The 22,376-nt window shown below is 42.8% G+C and carries 21 protein-coding genes; 10 read left to right on the forward strand and 11 right to left on the reverse strand.

What is annotated here, in order from left to right:
- Positions 1–123 precede the first annotated feature (123 nt).
- The 5 genes from H2O73_RS16640 to H2O73_RS16660 all read left to right on the forward strand — a co-directional run bounded on the left by H2O73_RS16640 (position 124) and on the right by H2O73_RS16660 (position 4,634).
- Positions 124–1,014, forward strand: coding sequence for a LysR family transcriptional regulator (locus tag H2O73_RS16640; RefSeq protein WP_182110053.1), 891 nt, complete (start codon positions 124–126; stop codon positions 1,012–1,014).
- A gap of 176 nt (positions 1,015–1,190) precedes the next feature.
- Positions 1,191–2,471 (forward strand): DEAD/DEAH box helicase, encoded by a 1,281-nt coding sequence (locus H2O73_RS16645; protein WP_182110054.1) that lies wholly within the window; start codon positions 1,191–1,193, stop codon positions 2,469–2,471.
- Positions 2,472–2,729: 258 nt separating this feature from the next.
- Positions 2,730–3,080 (forward strand): MerR family transcriptional regulator, encoded by a 351-nt coding sequence (locus tag H2O73_RS16650; RefSeq protein WP_182110055.1) that lies wholly within the window; start codon positions 2,730–2,732, stop codon positions 3,078–3,080.
- Between the two features lie 52 nt (positions 3,081–3,132).
- Positions 3,133–3,708: an NAD(P)H-dependent oxidoreductase gene (locus tag H2O73_RS16655; RefSeq protein ID WP_182110056.1), complete on the forward strand. Its 576-nt coding sequence runs from the start codon at positions 3,133–3,135 to the stop codon at positions 3,706–3,708.
- 374 nt (positions 3,709–4,082) lie between these two features.
- Positions 4,083–4,634 carry a tetratricopeptide repeat protein gene (locus H2O73_RS16660; RefSeq protein WP_220457635.1) on the forward strand — a complete coding sequence of 184 codons (552 nt, stop codon included), beginning with the start codon at positions 4,083–4,085 and terminating at the stop codon, positions 4,632–4,634.
- A 97-nt stretch (positions 4,635–4,731) separates the two neighbouring features.
- Here H2O73_RS16660 and H2O73_RS16665 read toward each other — a convergent pair whose 3' ends face one another.
- From H2O73_RS16665 to H2O73_RS22225, 5 genes are all read right to left on the reverse strand, one after another.
- Positions 4,732–6,432 carry an ABC transporter ATP-binding protein/permease gene (locus H2O73_RS16665; RefSeq protein WP_182110057.1) on the reverse strand — a complete coding sequence of 567 codons (1,701 nt, stop codon included), beginning with the start codon at positions 6,430–6,432 and terminating at the stop codon, positions 4,732–4,734.
- A gap of 63 nt (positions 6,433–6,495) precedes the next feature.
- The gene (locus H2O73_RS16670; RefSeq protein WP_182110058.1) at positions 6,496–9,315 is read right to left on the reverse strand and encodes a M16 family metallopeptidase; all 2,820 of its coding nucleotides are present in this window, start codon (positions 9,313–9,315) and stop codon (positions 6,496–6,498) included.
- 52 nt (positions 9,316–9,367) lie between these two features.
- On the reverse strand, positions 9,368–11,824 hold the full coding sequence (locus H2O73_RS16675; protein WP_182110059.1) for a TonB-dependent receptor plug domain-containing protein: 2,457 nt from the start codon (positions 11,822–11,824) through the stop codon (positions 9,368–9,370).
- A 507-nt stretch (positions 11,825–12,331) separates the two neighbouring features.
- Complete coding sequence (locus H2O73_RS16680) at positions 12,332–12,853, reverse strand: DUF2058 domain-containing protein (RefSeq protein ID WP_182110060.1); 522 nt, start codon at positions 12,851–12,853, stop codon at positions 12,332–12,334.
- A gap of 132 nt (positions 12,854–12,985) precedes the next feature.
- Positions 12,986–13,813: a GGDEF domain-containing protein gene (locus H2O73_RS22225; protein ID WP_182110061.1), complete on the reverse strand. Its 828-nt coding sequence runs from the start codon at positions 13,811–13,813 to the stop codon at positions 12,986–12,988.
- A 329-nt stretch (positions 13,814–14,142) separates the two neighbouring features.
- Between H2O73_RS22225 and H2O73_RS16690 the strand changes: the two genes are divergently transcribed.
- Positions 14,143–14,607, forward strand: a complete 465-nt coding sequence (locus H2O73_RS16690) for an ASCH domain-containing protein (RefSeq protein WP_182110062.1) — start codon at positions 14,143–14,145, stop codon at positions 14,605–14,607.
- A 210-nt stretch (positions 14,608–14,817) separates the two neighbouring features.
- Positions 14,818–15,261 (forward strand): GNAT family N-acetyltransferase, encoded by a 444-nt coding sequence (locus H2O73_RS16695; RefSeq protein WP_182110063.1) that lies wholly within the window; start codon positions 14,818–14,820, stop codon positions 15,259–15,261.
- A 15-nt stretch (positions 15,262–15,276) separates the two neighbouring features.
- Here the strand turns inward: H2O73_RS16695 and H2O73_RS16700 are convergent, their stop codons facing one another.
- Both H2O73_RS16700 and H2O73_RS16705 read right to left on the reverse strand, forming a co-directional pair.
- Positions 15,277–15,738, reverse strand: coding sequence for a DUF302 domain-containing protein (locus tag H2O73_RS16700; RefSeq protein ID WP_182110064.1), 462 nt, complete (start codon positions 15,736–15,738; stop codon positions 15,277–15,279).
- Positions 15,739–15,767: 29 nt separating this feature from the next.
- Entirely contained in the window at positions 15,768–16,406 is a 639-nt protein-coding gene (locus H2O73_RS16705) for a MarC family protein (protein WP_438696082.1), read from the reverse strand.
- A gap of 192 nt (positions 16,407–16,598) precedes the next feature.
- Between H2O73_RS16705 and H2O73_RS16710 the strand changes: the two genes are divergently transcribed.
- The gene (locus tag H2O73_RS16710; RefSeq protein WP_182110066.1) at positions 16,599–16,856 is read left to right on the forward strand and encodes a hypothetical protein; all 258 of its coding nucleotides are present in this window, start codon (positions 16,599–16,601) and stop codon (positions 16,854–16,856) included.
- Between the two features lie 57 nt (positions 16,857–16,913).
- Here H2O73_RS16710 and H2O73_RS16715 read toward each other — a convergent pair whose 3' ends face one another.
- The 4 genes from H2O73_RS16715 to zwf form a co-directional block, all read right to left on the reverse strand.
- The gene (locus tag H2O73_RS16715; RefSeq protein ID WP_182110067.1) at positions 16,914–17,051 is read right to left on the reverse strand and encodes a hypothetical protein; all 138 of its coding nucleotides are present in this window, start codon (positions 17,049–17,051) and stop codon (positions 16,914–16,916) included.
- A 230-nt stretch (positions 17,052–17,281) separates the two neighbouring features.
- The gene (gene gnd / locus H2O73_RS16720) at positions 17,282–18,730 is read right to left on the reverse strand and encodes a decarboxylating NADP(+)-dependent phosphogluconate dehydrogenase (RefSeq protein ID WP_182110068.1); all 1,449 of its coding nucleotides are present in this window, start codon (positions 18,728–18,730) and stop codon (positions 17,282–17,284) included.
- A 34-nt stretch (positions 18,731–18,764) separates the two neighbouring features.
- Positions 18,765–19,481 carry a 6-phosphogluconolactonase gene (gene pgl, locus H2O73_RS16725; protein WP_182110069.1) on the reverse strand — a complete coding sequence of 239 codons (717 nt, stop codon included), beginning with the start codon at positions 19,479–19,481 and terminating at the stop codon, positions 18,765–18,767.
- Positions 19,478–20,980 (reverse strand): glucose-6-phosphate dehydrogenase, encoded by a 1,503-nt coding sequence (gene zwf, locus H2O73_RS16730; protein ID WP_182110070.1) that lies wholly within the window; start codon positions 20,978–20,980, stop codon positions 19,478–19,480. The genes pgl and zwf overlap by 4 nt, the downstream gene beginning before the upstream one ends.
- Before the next feature lie 468 nt (positions 20,981–21,448).
- Here zwf and H2O73_RS16735 point away from each other — a divergent pair, with 468 nt between their 5' ends.
- Positions 21,449–21,832, forward strand: coding sequence for a cytochrome b562 (locus tag H2O73_RS16735; protein WP_182110071.1), 384 nt, complete (start codon positions 21,449–21,451; stop codon positions 21,830–21,832).
- Positions 21,833–21,903: 71 nt separating this feature from the next.
- Positions 21,904–22,374 carry a DUF5680 domain-containing protein gene (locus tag H2O73_RS16740; RefSeq protein ID WP_182110072.1) on the forward strand — a complete coding sequence of 157 codons (471 nt, stop codon included), beginning with the start codon at positions 21,904–21,906 and terminating at the stop codon, positions 22,372–22,374.
- Positions 22,375–22,376 lie beyond the last annotated feature (2 nt).

The following is a 22,376-nucleotide window of genomic DNA, read 5'->3' on the forward strand; positions in this document are numbered from 1 at the left end:
TATAACGATGTATTTATAATCAATTGAGTGATTATGAATCGATGGTTCGCCAATAAAAAGTTACTTATGTTAGGGTATTACGTTCAAACTTCGGCGTTAAAGGTTCATTAGGAGACAAAGGCGATGCATACGATAGAGCAACTCAATGCATTTGTTGCGGTTTATGAGCTCGGCTCTTATAGCGCCGCAGCAAAACATTTAGGTAAGTCGCGCACAACAGTACGTGAGCACGTAATGACCTATGAAGATACACTTGGTTACCCATTATTTACCATCGATGGTAGAAAGGCTGTGCCGAGTGACAAAGCTGAGCAACTCTACTTTCATGCAAAAGTTGTGGAAAAGCAGAATCGCGAACTTTGTTGCTATAGCCAAGCATTATATGAATTCGAGATACACACCATTAATATTGTGCATGATGTCATTGTACCGCTGGGTTTAATGGTGAAAGTTGAGCAGCGCATACGACAACATTATCCCATGTTGTCCGTTAATTGGCTGCATCGTACAAGGCAAGAAGCCCTCGACATGCTACAGCAAGGTAGCGCCGACCTTGTTCTCATGCCCAATCGGGATATGCTGTTTCCTGAAGTCGATGTTACATGGGTTAATTTAGGACCGTTGCATTTAAAGTGTTATGTCGGTAAAGATTCGCCGTTGATAAAACAGAGCAGAGTGAGTATGGCTAACTTACAAAATGAGACCCAATACATTACCGAAAATTTTCTAGTGATGGATGTCGGCTATGCGAGGGTATCACCCAAGATGCAAGTGGTTAGCAATAATGATTTGCTCTGTGAATTGATTAAGTATCACGGCTGGGCGGCAATGCCAGAAGAATACATGAGAGACTATCTCAAGTCCGGTGAGTTGTTTGAGGTTAAGCTGAAAGAGTTGAGTGACAGTAAGTCGATTGAGTTGAATCTATATTTTACGATTGGTAAAGACAATCAGAAGGTGTTTGCTGACACGATTCGTTGGATAACTGAATTATCCCACTCAGCGTTGCGCTAATGTCTGTTGGCAACGGTAAACATAGTTGATTATTCACAACCCTTTGGTTATTAAGTCGCGAAATACAACTATTTTCCGAAATAAGTCCCAACATCATCATTCTTGCACTATAATCACCGACCGTGTTTTCGGTAATGCTTATTTTTGGCATTCCCCGGTAGTTTTAGGAACAAGAAATGTCATTTGCCTCACAAAATTTTTCACCAGAAATCGTTAAAGCTCTTACTGAATGTGGTTATGAGAAGTTAACCCCTGTTCAACAAAAAGCGATTCCGTTGGCTCGTCGTGGGCACGACATCCTAGCTAATGCTCAAACGGGTACGGGTAAAACTGCTGCATTTGCATTGCCGATCGTGCAGAACATTTTAGACAAACCAAAATCTTCTAACCGCCATCAAGCACGTGCAGTGATTTTGGCACCTACGCGTGAGCTTGCTGCTCAAATTGCGCAGAATATTCAAGATTACACCAAATATACCGAGCTTAAGACAGTCGCTATCTACGGTGGCGCAAAAATGTCCTCTCAAGAAAAAGCACTCGAAAACGGTGTTGATATTTTGGTGGCAACACCTGGTCGCTTAATTGAGCACCTAGAGTTGAAAAACGTTTCTCTGGTTAATTTAGAATTCCTTGTATTCGATGAAGCCGATCGCATGCTTGATATGGGCTTTATTTCTGCGATTGAGAAAATCATGTCTGGGGTGACAACTAAGCCACAAACCATGCTGTTCTCTGCGACATTCTCTACCCAAATGAATACGCTGGCAGGTCAAATCCTTCGTCAGCCAAAACGTATTGCCATCTCGCGTGAAAACGTAACCGCAGAAACCGTCGCACACGTTGTTTACCCTGTCGAGCAAGAACGCAAACGTGAACTACTGTCTGAATTGATTGGTCGCAAAAACTGGAAGCAAGTTCTGGTATTCGTTAACTACAAAGAAACAGCGAACGAATTGGTTAAAGAGCTTAAGTTAGATGGTATTAAAGCTGTGCTTTGCCATGGTGATAAAGCGCAAAGCGCACGTCGTCGTGCTCTAGATGAGTTCAAAGAAGGTAAAGCGCGAGTGATGATTGCAACTGATGTTGCCGCACGTGGTTTGGATATTCAAAACCTACCACATGTAGTGAATTTTGATATGCCTTTCTTGGCAGAAGACTACGTTCACCGTATCGGTCGTACTGGTCGAGCAGGGCAGAAAGGTCACGCAGTCTCGTTTGTGAACCGCGAAGAAGAGTTGACGTTGCAACAGGTCGAAACTCTGATTGGTCAACGTATTTACCGTAAAGAACTTGAAGGTTACGAGCCGAAGAACCGTGATGCGTTGCTGGATAAAATGCATTCAAAATCTGCGTTTAAAAACCGCAAGTCACGTATGAACAATCCAAGTGACTCGAACCAAGGTGAAGCAGAGCGTCGTAGCCGCTTGTATCGAATGATCCGCGCTAAGAATAAATAGTAGGGCGAATTTGCCTGCAGTTATATGTGCTGATCTCTAGAAAGCGATACCTTTTGGTATCGTTTTTTTTATAAGCAAAATTTGATCTATATGTGAGCCCTCAAATTGAAACATGAGAGCTTATCGCAAATTGTAGAGTATTAACCATCAACTATCGTTGTGGGTGCTACTTATAAGGTAAACTTTTGCTTATGTAGAGATAAGGCAAATGACATAGACGGTATCGACTGTCGCGCTTGTCGATAATGGAGTAATAAGTTGTTTATAGGTGAGGTTTCAAAGAAAACAGGTGCGAGCCCCAAGGCAATTAGATTATATGAGTCACTAGGCTTACTTGTGCAGATTAAGCGTGAGGGCACCTATCGCGTTTATGATCAAGGCGATGTTGAATTTATAAAGCTAATTAGAGAGGCTCAGACCCTTGGTGTGAGTTTGTCTGATTTAAAAAAATTGCTTGTAGGACGAAATGAATTGGATTGGTCAACCGTGATTGTATTCTTAGCCGAAAAGCAGAAAAAGATAGATATCGAAATCGCCTCCTTAGAAATCAAGAAAGAAAAAATAGCGACTTATAATCAACAGATTAAAGAGTGTTTAGATAGCGATTGACTCTTCCCTATAGGTGAAGGTTTAAACTCTGCCTTTTTACAAGGAAAAGAAAATGAGTAAAAAGGTACTAGTGATAAATGGAAATCCGAAATCTGGCAGTTTATGTTGTGAGTTAGCAGACCGCTATGTGGAAGAGAGTCAGCGATCTAATGATGTAAAAATTGTCTCTCTTAGTGAGCTTCAGTTTGACCCTAACTTAAGTGAAGGCTATGGAATAACCCAACCTCTAGAGCCAGATTTGGTTGATTTTCAACAATTAATTCAATGGTCGGAACACGTGGTTTTGATTTTGCCTGTCTGGTGGGGGGGAATGCCCGCAAAGTTTAAAGGATTGTTTGATAGAACGTTTTTACCAGGTTTCGCTTTTAAATATCATGAGAATAAATCCATCCCAGAGAAGCTATTAAAGGGTAAAACCGCGGATATAGTGTTAACGATGGATACCCCGCCATTTTATTATCGCTGGTTTCAAGGCAATCCAGTACACAAACAGTTAAAGCGCACAATTCTACAGTTTTGTGGGTTTAAAAAAATATCATCGACTTATATTGGTCCGGTGATGAACTCGACGCCAAAGCAAAGAGATAAATGGAAGGAGCGAATGCTTCAATTAGCGAAAAATAATTGATATTGAAGGTTTCATTTAAGAGCCTATTTTTTGTAAGTAGCATGCGTCTCTGCTCAGAGAGGGGCATGCTAATTAAACAGTGTTGCTTGTTTTCCACTCAATTTTTTTACTGTTTCTGCTAAGTTAATCCTCATTATATAGATAGGTGTTATTCGCCATCTTGGTATTTAATAAGCCTTAAAAAGCATCTTTCTTGTTCGACTGCACATCAATTTCGTTAATATGGTAAAAGATCTCAAAAGTGACACGACATTCATTCGTTGATAGCTTGAATCACTTTTTCGCCATAAGGCACAATTGCGCCATCACTAAGTGGGTATGGCTTTGATTTCTTTACCCTGTTTATTGTTAAACAGATAACCCAAGGATAAATGATGAAGAAAGTGATGACGTTACTCGCGCTAATTGGTTTGGCTGGATGTGCGGGACCAAACCCAAATCCAGGTGAACGAAGCGTTGATATGGCATGGACTGACTACGACTACGATAGCGCATTCAATATACTGCGACCTGCAGCCGACAGAGGTGAACCTTGGGCTCAGTTACGTATGGGAGTTGCATACGAGCTAGGTTCGGGGGTGGATAAAGATATTCCGACCGCTATTAAATGGTATGAGCTGGCAGCGAAGCAAGAGTCTGAAGGAGCTTGGGCGAATGGCGAATTGGTAGGGGCTGTTGGAAAATCGGGATACTTTAATCAAAACACAGATGCTTTGATTGCAAAATACCAACTCGCCAATATTTATTTGCGCGGTGATGGCGTAAAGGCGGATGCCGAGAAAGCGTTAGAATTGGCAACATACGTGGCAGAAAAGTCGCAAGGTAATGCCTTGTTCTACTGTTGTGAACACGCCAATGGTCGTTACATTACCAATATGGCGATCGAAGACACATTACAACAAGCGAAACTTGCGGTCGGCAAATAAAAACATTTGAGAGAATTGTCGAGATATTGGAGTGTGATTCTGTTATCGGATCCGCCAGTGAGATTTGGCGAAATCGACAACAGAATCAAGCACTAGGTTAAGCTGGTGCTGGTGAATTAGTCTGAATAGGTGTGTTGAGCTCAAACACACTTTCAAACAATTCAACAAGATGGCTTTGGTGGCTAACCATCATAACCGTGCTGTATGGCAACAAGGTTCGCAACTTAGCTATCAAAGCGTGGGCAGTAGGTTCATCCAAGTTGCTGGTTGATTCATCTAAGATCAATGTATCTGGTTGGAGAACCAATGCGCGCGCCAATGCGAGCTTTTGTTGTTCCCCTCCTGATAGCTTTAATTGCCACTCAGTATCGACATCGAGTTTACTTTTTAGAGAGCTCAACCCGACATGGTCTAATGCTGCCAAATAGATCTCATCTTCATTGGTTGGTACGAGTGGATAGCTCAAACATTCGCGCAGTGTGCTTTGCGGTAGATACGGTTTTTGCGGCAACAATAAAGTGTTGATACTTGGCTGCTGGTAGTTGCCTTGATAAAACGGCCAGATCCCGGCAAGAGTACGTAAAAATGTTGATTTACCTAGCCCACTTGCACCGCGGATCAAAATGGAGCCGCCGATGTCTACTTGCAAATTCACGTTTGTTAGCAGCTGATGTCCATCCGGTCGTTGTATTGATAATTGTTGGCAAGCAAGTCCAGTCATACCTGAAGTGGCAGCTGCCGTATCGTCTTTCTGTTTCGCTAACGCTTCGCATTCGTCCATCGCATCGATAAACTGCGCGAGTCGAACAACAGTGGCACTCCAACGGGTGAGGTCATCGTAACGAAAGATGAACCAACTTAATGACGAATAGACTTTCATGAAAGCCATCCTTACTTGGAACAAACCGCCAACGGTGATCGCTTTCGCCATCAAAGCGGGAATGGCGGCAAAGTAGGGGACCATTGCGGCGATTTGGTGGTAGGTATTTACCACCATTCCTAATTTTTTTTCACGCCCCATTAGGGCTTTCCAGTTTGTTGTTATGTCGCTAAAACGGGCATCGAGTTGTTCTTTTTCTCGCATTTGACCATTCATTAACGCGATCTGTTCTGCGCTATCTCGGCAGCGTAATAAACGTGCTCGAAAATGAGCCTCACGCTTTTGCTGTTGATAGAATAGGCGGTGCAATTTTCGACCAAAAAAGTGCGTCACACCAGCGCCTAAGATTGAGTAAATGACTGCGAGCCAAAGTAGGTAGCCTGATATTTTAACGTCATCAAATAGAGGCAGTAGAAAGTCACTAGAAAGATTCCATAAGATCACGCTGAAAGCCGTGAGTGTTGCGATACTTTTGATTAAGCCGAGAAAGAGTTCCAGCGTATCGGTGGTGAGCAGTTTGATATCTTCTGCAATTCGCTGATCGGGGTTATCCGGCTCTTCGGTTAGGGTTAAATGATAGAAGTTTCGTCCCCCTAGCCAGCGAGTCACAAAACGTTCGGTTAGCCACGTACGCCAACGTATTTCAACCCATTGCTGTAACCATTTAGCGTACACTTTCATTACGACAATGATCGCAACCAAACCGATAAACTCCATCAATAATTGATAGACAACGGGTCCATCTAATGCGGCTAATGCATCAAAAAATTGCTTATTCCATAGGTTTAGCTTAACCATCACTTGTACGAGCAATAACGACAAAGTGACAGTGGCAATGAGTATTAGCCAAGTTATTGTGCTTGCTCGACTAAACCAATATGGTCGAGCAATAACAGCAAACTGTTTAAGTATTGACATATATCCCCTAAAAGAGTGCAAGCACATACAGCCGAGAGCTATATGTGCTTGATTTTAAGTTGCTTATTGTTTGGTCGTTGTTTCTTTTTCTGCAGGTACTAGTGAGGCATCAATCCAGTTATTAGTAATCAAGACTTTCTTGGCTAAGTCATTGAGATTCTGAGGTTCCACACTGTCTATCCATGCTAAGTAATCAGTGACTGCAGTGAAGCTGTCACCATATTGGACGGCGGCTTTTAGGTAACTCATACGCTGACGGTCAGTAATATTGTCGGCTTGTAGGGCATGCTTAGTTTGAGTCACCACTTCATTTAACTCTTCTTGCTCCACGCCCTTGGTTAACAGATTATCAAGCTCTACCATTGCTTTCGCTTTTAGCTCTTTCGCTCGAATAGGATCATGACTGTAGCTAACCAGACCGTATGCTTGGTCGCGATCACGGTCGAGGCGGATACCAAATCGAACCGAGTAAACGCCACCAGACGCTTCGCGTAGCGATTCACGTAAGCGATTAGAGAGAATACGGCTTAGTAAGTAGGCTTCATCTTCACGCTCAATACTGTAGGTCAGATCCTGGTTGAACATTAGACTTGTTACGCCCATCGGTTCTTCACCCGCGGCAACATGAACATCGTGCTCACCACTGCCCAGTTTTGGCAGTTTGATCGGTGGGAATGATGATTCGGATGGTAAAGAACCGATATAGCGCTGGGCTAACGAGATCACCTGGTCGGGCTTTGCATTACCAACAACAATTAGTTGATGGTTTTTAGCGCTAGAAAATAGTCGCTCCCATGCTTGGAGTAAATCTTCAACATCAATTTGATGCAATTCCGCTTTAGTGAGGCTGAGTAACTCAGGGTTGTTTACATAACGTATAGCATCGATAGCTGAATTGAATTGACCGCTGGAGCTGGTCATACGGTTTTCAATACCACGTTCCAATAGTTGCTGTGTCGCAGCCCAAAGTTGCGCATCCACTTGTGGTTGCGTTATTTGAAGGTGTAAATTTTGCAGCCAATTTTCTAATGATGAGGCGTCTGATGCACCAATAAACCCGTGGCTGTCTTGGTTAACGAATGCCATGATTCGGTTCGGATAAGTGGCATTGAGCATAGATAACTGGTCACTGTTAAAACCACCGTAACCAAATTTGCTCATCTGACGCAGTTGCAGCGCAGCGCGGCGTAATTCTTTTGGCAAATGTTGGCTGCCGCCCCAACCTCGGTAATCGACCAATAATTGGTTGGGCGTTTCATCGCTGTACTCAAACCACACTGTTGCACCATTTGCGAGAGTCCAGCTTTGCACACCGTCCTTTTCTTGATGCGAAACAATCTCTGCTGCGGCAGGGATACTTTCCATCAGTGGCTTGTTTGTCGTGACTGGGAGAGTTGCGGCTGGTGGGTTCGCTTTGGCGTGATTCCAGGCTTGCTGTAATTGGTCTACCGTAGGTAGCTTACTTTGGTTTTCTGGTTTAATTTGTGCAATCACTAATGGGCTCAGTTGCTCGATCAATCCATCAAGATGGGTGTTAAGCTCTTGCAAGGTAATGTCGTCCGTTAGTTTTTTAACCGTAGCGGCAAGTTGATCTGAATCCGTTATTGGTGACTGCGAACGTAGTCGATTAAAAATAGACATCATTACCCGGCGATTAGTGGTTGTACGCAGTGAATCCGCCATTTGGGTATAACGACTAACAATACTTTGGCGCACGGAGGTTAGATCGCCTTCAGCAAAACCATGTTCGGCAAAACGACTAAGCTGTTCGAAGGCTTCATCGACGGTGGCTAGGTAATCATTACCAGTCAGTAATACCATCAAGCGGTTGTTTCTATAGTCGGTTGCGATGGGGCGAGACATCATCATCATTTTGCTGACATGTTCACTCTCAACTTGGTATTGCTCACGCAGGCGCTTGTTAAGCACCTGCATAGTCATTTCATTGAGAAGCTGGTTTCGCAGTTCAGATTCAGTATGTGGCTGTGCTTCTTGTTCGCGGAAGTTGAATGACAATACTTCCGTTGTGATTTCACTGTCGGCAATCACTTCAATACGTAACTGGTTATCTAGAGGGACGCTCAACTCAGGGCGTTTAGGCAACTCTTTTGCAGGTAGATGCGCAAAAAAACGTGTCAGCTTCTTCTCTACTTCTGCTTTGTTTGTCGCACCAACAACGATCATTGTCATGTTATTTGGGTGATACCAATCTTGCCAAAATGCTTCGATGCGGCTTGCGTCAACATGGCGAACCAGTTCCATATCACCAATGGGTTCACGGTCTCCAAAGCGGCTATCTTTAAGCAAAATTTCGCGGTTGGCTGAACCAATGCGAGCCATCATATTTCGACCACTGCGCCATTCTTCTTCAACAACAGGGCGCTCTTTTTCTAGCTCGTATTGTTCGAATACCAGCGCACTTGCTTGCTGAGCAAGCATATTGAAGCCTTCATCCAGCATTTTGTCTGAGTTGTTTGGTAGATGAAGGAAATAGGAGGTGGTGTAATACTCAGTCATCGCATTGACATCACGACCAAAGACCATTCCGAGCGCTTCTTGATGTTCGATCAAGGTATTCGCTGGAAATTGTTCAGTGCCGTTGAACGCCATGTGCTCAACCAAGTGAGCAATGCCTTTTTGATCTTCCGCTTCATCTAGTGAGCCCGCATGGACAATAAGCTGTAGCGAGACACGATCTTTTGGACGGTTATTTTCAACTAAGATATAGCGCATGCCATTATCAAGTTCACCTTGGATCATATCTTCGCGTACAGACAGTTCCGTGTCCGAAGTTATGGTCGTTTGTGGTTGGCAGCCAGATAGCGCAATGCATGCTGCAATAAGAATTGGTATTGTTTTCATAAAATCGAGGCATGTGAACATGCCGAGTCCTTATAGTAATAAAAAGGTGTTGAAGCAAAAGAGAGCACTTTGGTTAATTTCGTACATTAACGTTTAGCCAGACTTGTCGACCTGTGTTGTAGTGTTCGTTAGGAATATTGTTGCCGAGTTGAATACCCGAAATTGAGACCACTTCTTGCGTATCGAGAACGTTAGTGACGCTTAATCCAAAAATGACATGATCATCTAGCTGTGCTGGTGTCCAGTTAACAGCCATATCCCAAGTAATTAAGTCGTCTAACTCGGTTGATGCCAAAGAGTTTACGCTCTCGCGTTGACCGTTAATTTCAACGGTTTCCATACCCTGATAGGCAGTGGCTTTTTTACCTTGTTGGTAGTTAATTCGGTTGTTCCACACTAAACCAGCATCAACCCAGTACATGTTTAGGTCTAAGCTGCTTTTCACAGGAGATTGATAGCCGCTGACATCCATTTCGCTGTAGCGTACTAGTTGACCATCAAGCATTACCCATTCATCTTGAAACCCGCCACCCAAGTCATTGCCTTGGTCATAACTTGCTTTTAGATCACCGTGCCCGCGTCTGTGGTCATAGGCGATTTTCCAATTGCTACTAAAATAGCCACCAGCGATTTCGTAAGGGTGGATGGTTGATACTTCTAAGCTGATGATCTGATCATCACTTTTGATGTTATTGTGAAGCGTGGCAGTACCTGAGGCAGAATCAGTAGAGTAAGTGATTCCGTCTCTTTGTTGTCGGTAGATATAAACGGTATTAAAAGCAAAATTATTGATATCAATTGCCCATGCCGCACTGAGTTCATCGGAGTAGGGAATATCTGCTTGGTTGAGCGCTAAACCATCATAAGTAGTGGTTGATGCACACGTCAGATTACTTGGGTCTAAATTACTCCAATTACCATCATTCGGTGTGCAGCTACGTGATCGAGATTGATATTTCTTTTGCTCTGCTTTTAATGCCCAACCTAAAAGATTGGCGCTGTAATAGCGGTTGGCGCCAAGCGTGACCCGGTTTGTATCAACCATGTCGAAGTCCCAGCTGGTGGTGAAACGTGGCGAGAAGACAGTTTGGTTAAACACACTCATGTGATCGACTCGACCACCCAGGTAGACTCCCCAACGGTCCCATTGCATACGGTCATCAACAAAAACACTGTATTGTTGTGCGTCGGCATCGTAGTTTGCAGCTTCATAGCGAGTGAGTGTTGAAATTAATGGGTTACCGGGAACCAATTCACGATGTTGATAAACTACGTGATCATCTTGTCGTTGGACCTTGCCTTGTTGATGATTTAACTCCACCCCAATGCTCGCCTGATGCTCGCTCGGACCAAGCTGTATTGGATCCCAATGGAATGCAGATTTATATTGATAAGATTCTTGGCTCTGTTTTAGATTGCCGTAACTGCCTTCGTTGTAAAATTCAAAAGAGCTACCTACTCTTTTCATGAAAGTAACGAAGTAGTCGCTATCGGCTTTGCGTTCATCATTTAGTTGGTCGTACGCCAAAGAGTTTTGCCAGTGACCGCTTGTGAATTCGCGCTCCACTTTAAAAGTCGCGCCAAAACCAGAATGAGAGTTAGTCGACTCGCTGTTTTGTTGATAAGCACCGTTACTATTGGCATCGTTCATAAAGTGGTTGCTTTCATGCGCAGCATAACGAACATCAGTTGTTGTCTGCCAAGCTCCAGACTCCCAAATATGGGTAATGAAGATGTTGTCCATGGTTTGGTCTACATCTTTACTATTCGCTAGGGGAATTTCTGAGACTTGATGGCTCACATTTAATGCGAGTTTTTGCGTGTCACTTATCGCTCCACCTAGGTGAAGAGCGTGCATGCGTTTTTGAAAGTTTGGTTGATATTCACCCGAGCCATCTATTGGTGTGCCGTAAGAATCTTGGAAGTTTTCACCTACTTTTTGTGGTTCATTCCAGTCACTGTCATTGATTCGAAAATTGTAATCAATAACGAATTCTTCTGTTGGCTTACGCAATTGGGCATCAACAACACCACCAGTAAATCCGCCATGTTCAGCACTGATATTGTGATCGAGGACTTCAACGCTATCAATTAGGTTTGTATCGACAAAATAACCGGATGTGTGGCCTGAAGAGAGTGCCGTAGGGTGTTCTTTTGAGTTACCAAAGGTGGTGGAGTTATTTACGCCTACGCCATCAATGGTATATTTAGTTTGATGTGGACGAGCACCCGACAGCGAAATCTCTTCAGGCTTCAAGTCACCACCTTGCATTGAACCTTGAGCGTCGTTGATTCCGACTCTAGGCTCATGCTTTAGCACTTGAGATAATGAAGGGTTGTTTTTTGGGGCTTGTTCTAATTCAAGACGATCAATGGTCAGTGCCGTTCCTGTGACAACGACGACCTCAGTTTCACTTTGTTCAGTCTCTTTATGATCTTGCTTTGTTGTTTGCTGAGCTTGAGCATATCCGCCGTAAAGCGTACAGATGATCGCAAATGCTATTGGGGTTATTGTGTGAGAACTATCCATAAATCCTACTGCTGTTAATTCGTGAGAGTTTGAACGATAGTGACTGCGGAATAGATAGGTCTAATTATTTTTAAATACGCATGCAAATCATTATCATTACCATGCGCATCATCCACAATTTTATTTCGAAAGCAATGATTTATTGATGGATTCAATGATAAGGGTGGGTTTGGTAACGAAATTAAACAATATATTTAACATGTGAACTGTATTGTTTAATGAATTTAATAATTAATGATACGCTCGGCAGGCACGTTTTTTAATTGAGAGTGTTGAGGTGAAACGAGAAAAGGGGGCGCGCTGGTAGATTAGTGTGCTTTGTAACGTATACAGTATTGTTTTTTGTAAACGAATTTTATAACGGTGAGGTGCTAAGGGGCTGTTTCTATCTGGTGAGAATGGGTGCGATTGGAAAAGTACAGGCGAAATAGAATTATCGGAAACAGAAATTGCAAGATAGTGCTGAAAAAGCCACCACTCGATATGGGGTGATGGCTAGATATATTGTTACCACATCAGATCATCAGGAACAACGAAATCTGCATATGGGTCATCTTCTGCGATGGTATCTGGTTCTTTTTCTTTTTGATCGATGATTGCGTTTTCATCACGTTGAGCAATCTTATTCGCTACGGCACTCGGAATGACAACGTAACTTTCTCCAGTACGTGCAATCGCTAAAATGCCTTTGCTTAATTGTTCACGAACCATTGGTTCAACATACAGAGCTTTCACCAAGGTTCCATCAGTGAAGTTGTATTTGATATCACCATCACCCAAGTCTAATTTGTTCATCTCAATAAGCTGTTTAATCTGAGATTGAATTTCTTTGCTTACGCGCTGCTCATTTTGTTGTGTACTGAGTTCTTTATCTCGTTCTTGTTGTAGGCGTTTGTTTTCTTCAACAGCCGCTTTAACTTCTTTCGCTTGAGTTCGAGATTTTTTTGAGCCTTTCTTTGCTTTTTTAAGTTTCTTTTCGTTGACTAAGCCAGCTTTAAGCATTTGCTCTTGTAGTGTCAGTTTTGCCATGGTGTTCTCAATGAGTTCGTGTTTTCCCTTATTCTACATGAGAGGAGCCGCTCAAATAAAGATTCCAGCGTAGATAAAAGGCGTATCAAGGATACTAAATTGAATCTCTAAGCCATTGCGTGAGCTATTTACTTATAGGTTCAAATTGAAAGGGTAGTTTGATGATTTAAACTGTTTCATTTCGTACAAGTTTTCATCGGCTTCCGCTATTGCTTTGTCGTAATGGATACTCTCACAAGCCGCAGTACCATAACTAAATTCAATGCCTTCAACTTCACACGCTTTAGTAAAAATTTCGATGAAATCCTGCGCGTTTTCGGTATCAATGATCGCGATGAATTCATCGCCACCAACGCGAAATGCATAGCCAATGTTGTCACAACAGCGCATTAATCGACGAGCAAATATAATGAGCACTTTGTCACCAACATTGTGCCCTTTGGTGTCATTAATAAGTTTGAATTTATCGAGATCAAAATAAAAGAGCTGGTAAGAACCGCGCGGTAATAACTTCAATGCTGTTCGTGTATAACACTTGGTTAGGTTGTCGGTTAAAGACAATTTATTTACCTTACTTAAGTGTCTGAAAAGACCGAAAATGATACAACCATAAGCAGCTATTAATAGTGCCTCGTCAATCAGCGCATCGGCAAAAGGGAATCGGTGGCTTATAACTTGTTCGATATAGAGGATCTCTGTTATTGCATCATATACCCCATTAATGATGGCTAGAATAATGCCAATTCTGATCACCTTGGAGTTAACAAGGTTTTCAGTGACCGATGCCATGATGAGTACACAGTAGAGTCTCGTCACTTCCAATAAATAATCATAGATTGACTCCACTGGGATCGAAAGTGCCATTACGGGTGCAATAAATAGCACGGGAATGAAAGAAAACCTAATAGCACGACGAGTAAGATCGAGATAGATTTGGTTGTCGTTAAAAAGAGTTCTCATTAGAAAAGCACCCAGCGTTAGGTAATCATGGCAATAATAGCAAAAGCATGGAAGGTATTACGCTATCAAATGCACATATTGTTAAGAAAAAGATCCAAAGTCTGTGATTATATAGGAAGCATGCTAGGTAATGATTCTAAAGGAATTAATCTTACACCGTTTACGTTTCGCTATTGCAGAAACGTGATGGGTCTCGTAGTGTCTGGGGATTGTCTCAATATTGTTGAATAAGAAACTTTGGTAATGTATCCCTGAATAAAAGGTATTTATGTCACTAAACCTGTGCCATTGGCTAGGTAAGGTAAAGGTTAGGTAAAAAAGGAGTGGTAATGACAGAAATCCAGCAAGCGTTTCTACATAAATATCTGCTGACATTAAGTGAGGCTCAACGAGATTCAATACCACAAGTGCATGCCGAGTATTTTTGTGCGGATGAATACAATGCAAATGAATGTGCGCGATTAGTCAATCAAAGAACAAAAACTGCATCCTGTAGCTTAAAGCAGGGCTATGATATCGAAAATGAACCTTTACCTTTGGTCGGGCGTTTAACCGTAGTATTGAATTGGACAGAGGAGCCAGTGTGTATTATTGAGCATACAGAGGTCTCTATTTGCCCATTTAATCAGGTGACAGAGGAGTTTGCTCAGTCAGAAGGGGAAGGTGATGGCAGCTATCAATGGTGGCGAGAAGCTCACCTTCAATTCTTTACTCAATATGCCAATCAAGTAGGGGCTCAGTTTTCTGAAGAGTCAGAACTGGTACTTGAAAGATTTGAAAAGGTTTATCCATAACGGTCAAGCCAGCCTTAAAATAGCGGCATGATTTTGCATCAGAGACCGCTATTTCAGTGACAATCTACTTACTTAAAGTGCTTTTTCAAAGCACATTGCGCGGGAAATAATAGAATGGCATTCTGTTGGCAAGGTATTTTGCGGTAATTTACCTTGATTACATTAATTTAATCAGTTGCTTATCGTTTTAATAACAATCAAGAGACAGTTATGACAATAAAGCTCATATCGGCACAGGAAACGGACGTTAATAGGTTTGTGTTACTCGAATCTGCTAGCGACGCCCATCAATACATATTGCCTTATTCTGCGGACCGACATGCCATCGAAATGGGGAGGGAAAATACACATTATCTGTCGATATATGATAGTGATGAAATGATCGGTTTCATGATTCTTGCGGTGGAAGAGGGCGAAAGCGTTGAGTTTCGTCGTATTGTGATTGATAAAAAGGATTCTGGTGTAGGGCAAAAAGCGATAATAGCGATGGAACAATATTGTCGTGAAAAATTAAATAAATGTCGTATATGGCTTGATGTGTTTGAAAGCAACCAGCGAGCTATGCACATATATAAAAAATGTGGATTCAAAACGTTCAGTTCAGGAATGTATCACCAGCAGCGAATATGGTTAATGGAGAAATATCTCCCATAATCGCCGAGGTGGTCGTTATGGATTGTTCGTTTGCGCCGCCTTCTTGGCAAAGTTGTTGAGTGCGGTTTCTACCTTTTTCAATACATTATCGCATCCACTTAAATGATGGCGTTGTGCCAAATAGTGGGGTTGGTTATATGAAATCCAAACCTTACCATCTTGGTCTTCACTGATTAACATTTTTTGCGGTAAGTCGATCCCGATTGATTGCTGACATTGCATCAGTTTAGAGCCAATTTTTGGGTTACCAAAGATCACTAGTTGGGTCGGTCTTAATGTGGCGCCTATTTTGTTTGCTGCATCGCTATGATCGATTGTTGCGAAAATCGTCATCCCTTTATTTTCCAAGAGAGTAACTAAACGACTTGCCGTGCTACTTACATCTGAATGGCTTTGTGTTTTGACCAGCTCGTTATCAGCGAAAGCATGAGCCGAGGCAACAGACAAGATTAGAAATGGCAGGGTCAATGACTTCATAAGAGGCTCCTATAGGATCGTGTTTTACATTACGATGAAGTTTGGGCGAAGAGCTGAGTTGCATCATGCACGCCTTGAATTAACATTTGCATACCAATTACCGCTAAGATCAGCCCCATCAAACGAGTTGTAATGCTAATGCCGCTTTCGCCCAATTTATCCACCAAGGTGGGTCCGAATAAAAAGCAGGTAAAGGTGATAAGACAAAGTAAAGCAAAAGCAGAAATGGTAACGACGATGTGTAGGATATCGCCGGATGCGGAGTAGTTCATAGCGGTGGCGATAGTTCCCGGTCCTGCGAGAATGGGGAGAGCTAAAGGTGAAATCGCAATGTCTTTGTTATCAGTATTACTTTTGTCTTCAGAGTGCATCTTAGACTGATTACCTTGTAGCATATGATAACCGACTAAAAAGACTAAAATTCCACCCGCTAACCTTAGGGCTGGCAAAGTAATACCAAACAGGTCAAATATACCTTTGCCGAGCAAACTGAACAGCGCAACAATAACAAAAGCACACAATAGTGCTTTGATTGCGGTTTTACGCCTCTCATCGACGGTTTGTTCCCCAGTCAGCCCTACAAACACCGCGGTGTTTGCAATTGGGTTCATCATGGCAAAAAATCCCATAAAGACGGTAACGGCAAGAGTGCTAAAGTCATGTAGCATTGTAATCATTCCTAATAGTTAACGTATTAAAGCTAGCACGGGATGATCAAGCTTGCTGTTTTAACGGCTATAAAGGCATTACTTTTATTCATTTTTCTAGGTGAGTAGTGCGCAATAAGTGGCATGAATTTTTGCTAGCGGAACCTAGAGGTTAGGAATACAATTACGTTTTCTAATTGCAGTATATTGTTCATGAATAGAGCTAATGTTGCAGGGACAATCGTAGCCTTAATGGGCTTTGCGGCGTTTCTATTTTTATTTGCATCAGGCACTAATGCCCCTTTTATCTACTGGCCAAATGAAGCGATGCAGGGGCTGGCATTCACTTTTGCCTGGGGACTTGGCGTTCCTAGTTATTTGGCTTATGTATTGTCAATTGTTTTGATGATCGCAGTCTTTTATAGTTTTTTCCGTATTGGGAAACGACTGGCACAAATGCTACTTCGATAGTCGTGATTCTAAAAAATTAAGTTAAGCCCAATCAATTAAGGTTGGGCTTTTTTACATCTAAGCGCTTAATTCACCAGCTTGTTGTGCTAGTCGAACGAGCGCCTGACGTTCAGCTTCCAATTCTGATAGTACTTGAATGTCCTTTTCAACTTCCCGCTCAATGTGTTGCGGTACAAATACAAAGTATTTATTCATGGGATAACTAACCCTAGTTGATGGTTTTTCAATTGCTGGAATAGCTAATTTGACGCGAGTTACCTTAGGTGAAATTGGCCTGGTACACATCCTCCATGCAACAACATTTTTAGGCGTAGAGCAAAGGATGAGAATAGGGATGGGGTAGAGATGAAGTGCTTTAAGTGGTGATACAAAAAAGGTCGATAGAAAACTATCGACCTTAAAAACGTAGCGTGCTTTAAAGCATATTATACGTCGTAAGTTGTTGATGCAGTGTCGCCGCCAGTACCAGTCCAGTTAGTGTGGAAGAATTCACCACGGTTACGGTCGATACGCTCATATGTGTGAGCACCGAAGTAGTCACGCTGAGCTTGCAGCAAGTTAGCAGGTAGGCGAGCTGTAGTGTAGCCGTCTAGGAATGTTAGCGCAGAAGTTGTACATGGCATTGGAATACCCGCTTCTAGAGACTTAGCCGCCACTTTACGCCATGCACTTAGGCTATTTTGTAAGATGCCTTTGAAGTAAGCATCAGAACCTAGGAAAGCAAGTTCTGGTTTTGCATCATATGCATCACGGATGTTACCTAGGAATGCAGAGCGAATGATACAACCACCACGCCACATTAACGCCACGTTGCCGTAGTTTAGATCCCAGCCATTCTCGTTAGATGCTTCGCGCATTAACATAAAGCCTTGAGCGTAAGAGATGATCTTAGACGCAAGCAGCGCTTGGCGTAGAGCATCAACCCACTCTTGTTTGTCACCTTCAACAGGGGCGATTGTTTTGCCAAATAGTTGCTCAGCTTCAACACGTTGATCTTTTAGTGCTGACAGGCAACGAGAGAATACAGACTCAGAAATTAGAGTCAGTGGAATACCGAGATCAAGCGCATTGATGCCAGTCCACTTGCCCGTGCCTTTTTGGCCCGCAGTGTCGAGGATTTTTTCAACTAGCGCTTCACCGTCTTCATCTTTGTAGCCAAGGATGTCAGCAGTAATTTCGACTAAGTAGCTGTTTAGCTCAGTTTCATTCCACTGTGCGAATACCGCTTGCATTTCATCTGCCGACATACCAAGACCATCTTTCATGAACTGGTAAGCTTCGGTGATAAGTTGCATGTCGCCATATTCGATGCCGTTGTGTACCATTTTAACGAAGTGACCAGCACCGTCGTTACCAACCCAATCACAACAAGGTTCGCCAGCATCAGTTTTTGCAGAGATAGCTTGGAAGATAGGTTTCACCGCTTCCCAAGCTTCAGGTGCGCCACCAGGCATGATTGATGGACCAAAACGTGCACCTTCTTCACCACCCGATACACCAGTACCGATGAAGTGTATGCCTTTCTCACGCAATGCTGCCACGCGACGGTTAGTGTCTGGGTAGTTAGTGTTACCACCATCAATGATGATGTCACCCTTGTCTAGGAGTGGCGTTAGTGCATCAATAAACATATCAACGACGTCACCCGCACGTACCATCAGCATCACTTTGCGTGGTGATTCTAGTTTCTCAACCAGCTCTTCAAGCGAGTATGCGCCAACAATGTTGGTATCTTTTGCTGGACCTTCTAGAAACTCGTCAACTTTCGCAGCTGTACGGTTATGAGCGACAACTTTAAAGCCGTGGTCGTTCATGTTTAGGATAAGGTTCTGGCCCATTACCGCTAGACCAATTACACCGATATCACCTTTCATTGTTTCTCTCCAATTGTGTCGTACGACGCTCGCGTTACGCGATTTTTGCTGCTGCGTCTGAATCTAAATACCATTCGGTTTTACCCGTTTTCGACTGGATTTTCGCTGCCGGATAAGGCAGTTCACTTGCCGCAGTGGTATGAATTTCGTTTACGATATCAACTTTACCTGCACCTAGCACTAGGTAGCTGATTCGTTTTGCTGCCTCTAAAACTTTTGCGGTTTTAGAAACACGGATTTGACCTGATTCAGGATGAGATGCGAGTACAGATAGCTTCTCATCTTGGTAGTTTGTTTGGTTAGGGAATAGCGACGCTGTATGACCATCAGCACCAACTCCAAGCAAAATCCAATCAAATACAGGCGTACCATTTTCACTCGGGATCACTTCAGCCATCTCGTTAGCAAAGCGTTCCGCTTCACCTTCAGGCTGATCTTCACCACGGATACGGTGAATATTTCCAGCAGGTAGAGCGACTTTACTAAAGAGTAGTGTGTTAGCTTCACCATAGTTGCTTTCTGCATCATCCGGAGCCACACAGCGCTCATCGCCCCACCAGAAGTGCAGGTTTTGCCATTGAATTGATTCTGCATAAGGTGCACTTGCTAATAGCTTAAACAGCATTTTTGGTGTACTGCCACCTGACAGGGAAATATGAACCGGGCGACCGAGTTCACTGTAGGTTTTCATGTCATTCGCTAGGCTTTCAACAACCTGCTCAGCCGTTTCAAAGATCTTATGATTGATCATAGTTCGCAGTAATCCGTGTCTGTAAGGTTTTTACAAGGGTAGCGCCATGCGCGACCATCGCGTTGTAATAAGTCGTTGGACTCTTTTGGCCCCCAAGTACCGCATGCATAGCCAAATAGGGCTTGCGGGTCTTGTTTGAAATCGAGGATCGGTTGTACATACTTCCAGCATGCTTCAACCGCATCGCTACGTGCAAATAGCGTCGCATCACCATTTAGAGCGTCAAGTAATAGGCGCTCATATGCCGTCAACATTTGCGTCTCTTGAAGGTCAGCATAATGGAAGTTCATTTTAACTTCTTTGGCTTTAAAACCGGCGCCTGGTTGTTTTAAACCGAAGCTCATTTGAATGCCTTCATCAGGCTGAATACGAATGATGAGCTTGTTTTCAGGCGCATTTTGACCAAATACGGGGTGTGGTGTGTTCTTGAAATGAATAACAACTTCAGTAACACGGGTTGGTAAGCGTTTGCCAGTACGTACGTAGAAAGGAACGCCATTCCAACGCCAGTTGTTGATATATGCTTTAAGACCTACGTAGGTTTCTGTTCTTGAGTCTTCAGCTACGCCTGGCTCCTCACGGTAACCGAGTAGGTGCTGTCCGCGTACATCGGATTCGGTGTACTGACCCAAGACAAGGTTGTTACGAAGATCGTCCTCTTCCAATGGTTTCAAGCATTGCAATACTTTTACCACTTCATCGCGAATTGAGTCAGCGTTAATCTGTGCTGGTGGCTCCATTCCGACCATTGCTAATACTTGGAGTAAGTGGTTTTGGAACATATCACGCATGGCACCAGAGCCGTCGTAGTAACCACCGCGTTCTTCTACGCCAAGGAACTCTGCTCCGGTGATTTCAACATAATCGATGAAGTTACGGTTCCATAGCGGCTCGAACATAGCGTTGGAGAAACGAAACACCAATAAGTTCTGTACGGTTTCTTTACCTAAGTAATGATCAATACGGTAAATTTGGTGCTCTTGGAAGTGCTGGTGAATTTCTTTATCGAGCTGACGTGCTGATGCAAGATCATAGCCAAATGGCTTTTCGATGATCAGACGTTTCCAACCCGTTTGCTCGTCATTTAAACCATGCGCAGCAAGGCTTGCTGGAATAATGCTGTAAAGGCTTGGCGGTGTCGCCAGATAAAAAAGCGTATTACGCTGTTCAAATTGATAGGCGTCAGCGAGCTGATCAAGACGCTGCGCTAATTTACTATAGTCGGCAGTATCAGAGGTATTGATAGCTTGGTAATGCAAGTGTTCAATGAATGCATCTAAAGTGGCGGGCTCCGTCTTTTCCATTTCTTGGAGAGAGCGTTTTAGTTTATCGCGATAAGAGTCGTCGCTGTATTCAGTGCGGCTTACGCCTAAAATTGCGAAGTTGTCTGGAAGCTGCTTGTTCGCGTAGAGGTGGTATAGAGCTGGGATCAACTTACGGTAAGTTAAGTCGCCCGAAGCACCAAAAATAACGATGCTACTGTTTTCTGGAATTACCATCATCTTTCCCTTAAAACGAGGTAGAAACTGCGTGCCTAAGATGGCTTTCTTTGTTGTAAATATTGGAAAGCAATCCTATCAACGACACCTCAAAATGGATAATCGATGATACCTATCTTACTGATAGATAAAATCGAAGCTCGTTGAGCTATAACTCAATACGGCGCTGTATTGTCTACGACAATTTGATTTACATCAACTATCTAAAGTGCGATTGCTCATTATGTAGCTTGTTTTTCTTTCTGGAAATTTGAGGAATTCCATTTAACTCTTAAATATCATAGCGTTGCAAGTGATATAATCCTTTGCGTTCATATTGAAAATAAACAGTATTTTCTTATGTGCTGTTAAGTATAGAAGGGATATAGCCCTGCCAAAGACCAACTTTGAAACAATTATGTAGGTAAAATAGCCTACGGGAGGGCGCATTATTGCAGTAAACTGCTGATTCATACCAAGGAGAGAACAATGATAAGAAGTGTACTGATTCTAACAACGCTAGTGACGACTCAAGTTATCGCCAGCGATTACGATTTAAAGTCGGCAATGAAGCAGATGAAACTGGATTTTAAACACGCAGCAGAAGCGCAAACTGTCGAAGAAATGCAGCAGGCAATGGTAAATTTTAATCAATTGCTAGATGCCTCAAAACAAGCTCAATACCCTGATGAAAAGAAAGCTTTGTATATGGAAGGCTTCGAGAAACTAACCATCACCATTAATGGTATCAATCAAGAACTCGAGCAGGGTGATTTGCAAGGTGCAAAGCAACAATTGAAAGTAATCGATGATTTGCGAGAAGAGTATCATGATAAACGTAACCCAAGCATTTGGAGCAAACTGTTTGGGTAAATTGTGAAATTATTCGCAACACTGTTTGGATATACAGGTATAGTGTTCTTTGATTTTAATTGGAGTCCGCTATGTCACAATTTACTCAGCAAGAACTGTATCAATTCATCGTAGAGGCTAAAGAGAATTCTTATGTCGCAAGGGCGCCTCGGTGTCTGCCATCTCGACTGGGTTCCCATGATATTCAATACCAGAATGGGCACTTTCAGTATCTGGATAGCTACTTTGGTGGTCAGGATTTTCTTGGGCAAGAGGTCGTATATTTTGACGGCAAGCCAATTTGGGCGATGAACTACTATGGGAAAATCCTTCAACCAGATTGTTATGATGCAGAGAAAGCGGGTAATACCGTTTTAGCGAGTTTGAGAAAGCTATATCAGTTGGGGCATTTTCTTGGTGATTCAGTCAATGAGACCGAGTGGGGTACATACCATGATAATAATCAGGGCGATGTTTATTCGTTTACTGGCTATGAATGGATTGAGCTCTTGCAACAGAAAGTGTATGAATTGCATTATCATGGTGGACTAATTAAGCCTTAATT

Origin of the sequence: Vibrio marinisediminis (assembly GCF_014050145.1) — a bacterium.
Lineage (GTDB): Bacteria > Pseudomonadota > Gammaproteobacteria > Enterobacterales > Vibrionaceae > Vibrio > Vibrio marinisediminis.

Bases quoted from the DNA above. Each gene is read 5' to 3' on its own strand.
- H2O73_RS16695 (WP_182110063.1), top strand. From the start codon at position 14,818: ATGACAATAAAGCTCATATCGGCACAGGAAACGGACGTTAATAGGTTT.
- H2O73_RS16660 (WP_220457635.1), top strand. From the start codon at position 4,083: ATGAAGAAAGTGATGACGTTACTCGCGCTAATTGGTTTGGCTGGATGT.
- pgl (WP_182110069.1), bottom strand. From the start codon at position 19,481: ATGATCAATCATAAGATCTTTGAAACGGCTGAGCAGGTTGTTGAAAGC.
- H2O73_RS16700 (WP_182110064.1), bottom strand. From the start codon at position 15,738: ATGAAGTCATTGACCCTGCCATTTCTAATCTTGTCTGTTGCCTCGGCT.
- H2O73_RS16675 (WP_182110059.1), bottom strand. From the start codon at position 11,824: ATGGATAGTTCTCACACAATAACCCCAATAGCATTTGCGATCATCTGT.
- H2O73_RS16710 (WP_182110066.1), top strand. From the start codon at position 16,599: ATGAATAGAGCTAATGTTGCAGGGACAATCGTAGCCTTAATGGGCTTT.
- H2O73_RS16680 (WP_182110060.1), bottom strand. From the start codon at position 12,853: ATGGCAAAACTGACACTACAAGAGCAAATGCTTAAAGCTGGCTTAGTC.
- gnd (WP_182110068.1), bottom strand. From the start codon at position 18,730: ATGAAAGGTGATATCGGTGTAATTGGTCTAGCGGTAATGGGCCAGAAC.
- H2O73_RS16645 (WP_182110054.1), top strand. From the start codon at position 1,191: ATGTCATTTGCCTCACAAAATTTTTCACCAGAAATCGTTAAAGCTCTT.
- H2O73_RS22225 (WP_182110061.1), bottom strand. From the start codon at position 13,813: ATGAGAACTCTTTTTAACGACAACCAAATCTATCTCGATCTTACTCGT.
- H2O73_RS16715 (WP_182110067.1), bottom strand. From the start codon at position 17,051: ATGAATAAATACTTTGTATTTGTACCGCAACACATTGAGCGGGAAGTT.
- H2O73_RS16735 (WP_182110071.1), top strand. From the start codon at position 21,449: ATGATAAGAAGTGTACTGATTCTAACAACGCTAGTGACGACTCAAGTT.
- H2O73_RS16640 (WP_182110053.1), top strand. From the start codon at position 124: ATGCATACGATAGAGCAACTCAATGCATTTGTTGCGGTTTATGAGCTC.
- H2O73_RS16705 (WP_438696082.1), bottom strand. From the start codon at position 16,406: ATGCTACATGACTTTAGCACTCTTGCCGTTACCGTCTTTATGGGATTT.
- H2O73_RS16665 (WP_182110057.1), bottom strand. From the start codon at position 6,432: ATGTCAATACTTAAACAGTTTGCTGTTATTGCTCGACCATATTGGTTT.
- H2O73_RS16740 (WP_182110072.1), top strand. From the start codon at position 21,904: ATGTCACAATTTACTCAGCAAGAACTGTATCAATTCATCGTAGAGGCT.
- zwf (WP_182110070.1), bottom strand. From the start codon at position 20,980: ATGGTAATTCCAGAAAACAGTAGCATCGTTATTTTTGGTGCTTCGGGC.
- H2O73_RS16670 (WP_182110058.1), bottom strand. From the start codon at position 9,315: ATGTTCACATGCCTCGATTTTATGAAAACAATACCAATTCTTATTGCA.
- H2O73_RS16655 (WP_182110056.1), top strand. From the start codon at position 3,133: ATGAGTAAAAAGGTACTAGTGATAAATGGAAATCCGAAATCTGGCAGT.
- H2O73_RS16690 (WP_182110062.1), top strand. From the start codon at position 14,143: ATGACAGAAATCCAGCAAGCGTTTCTACATAAATATCTGCTGACATTA.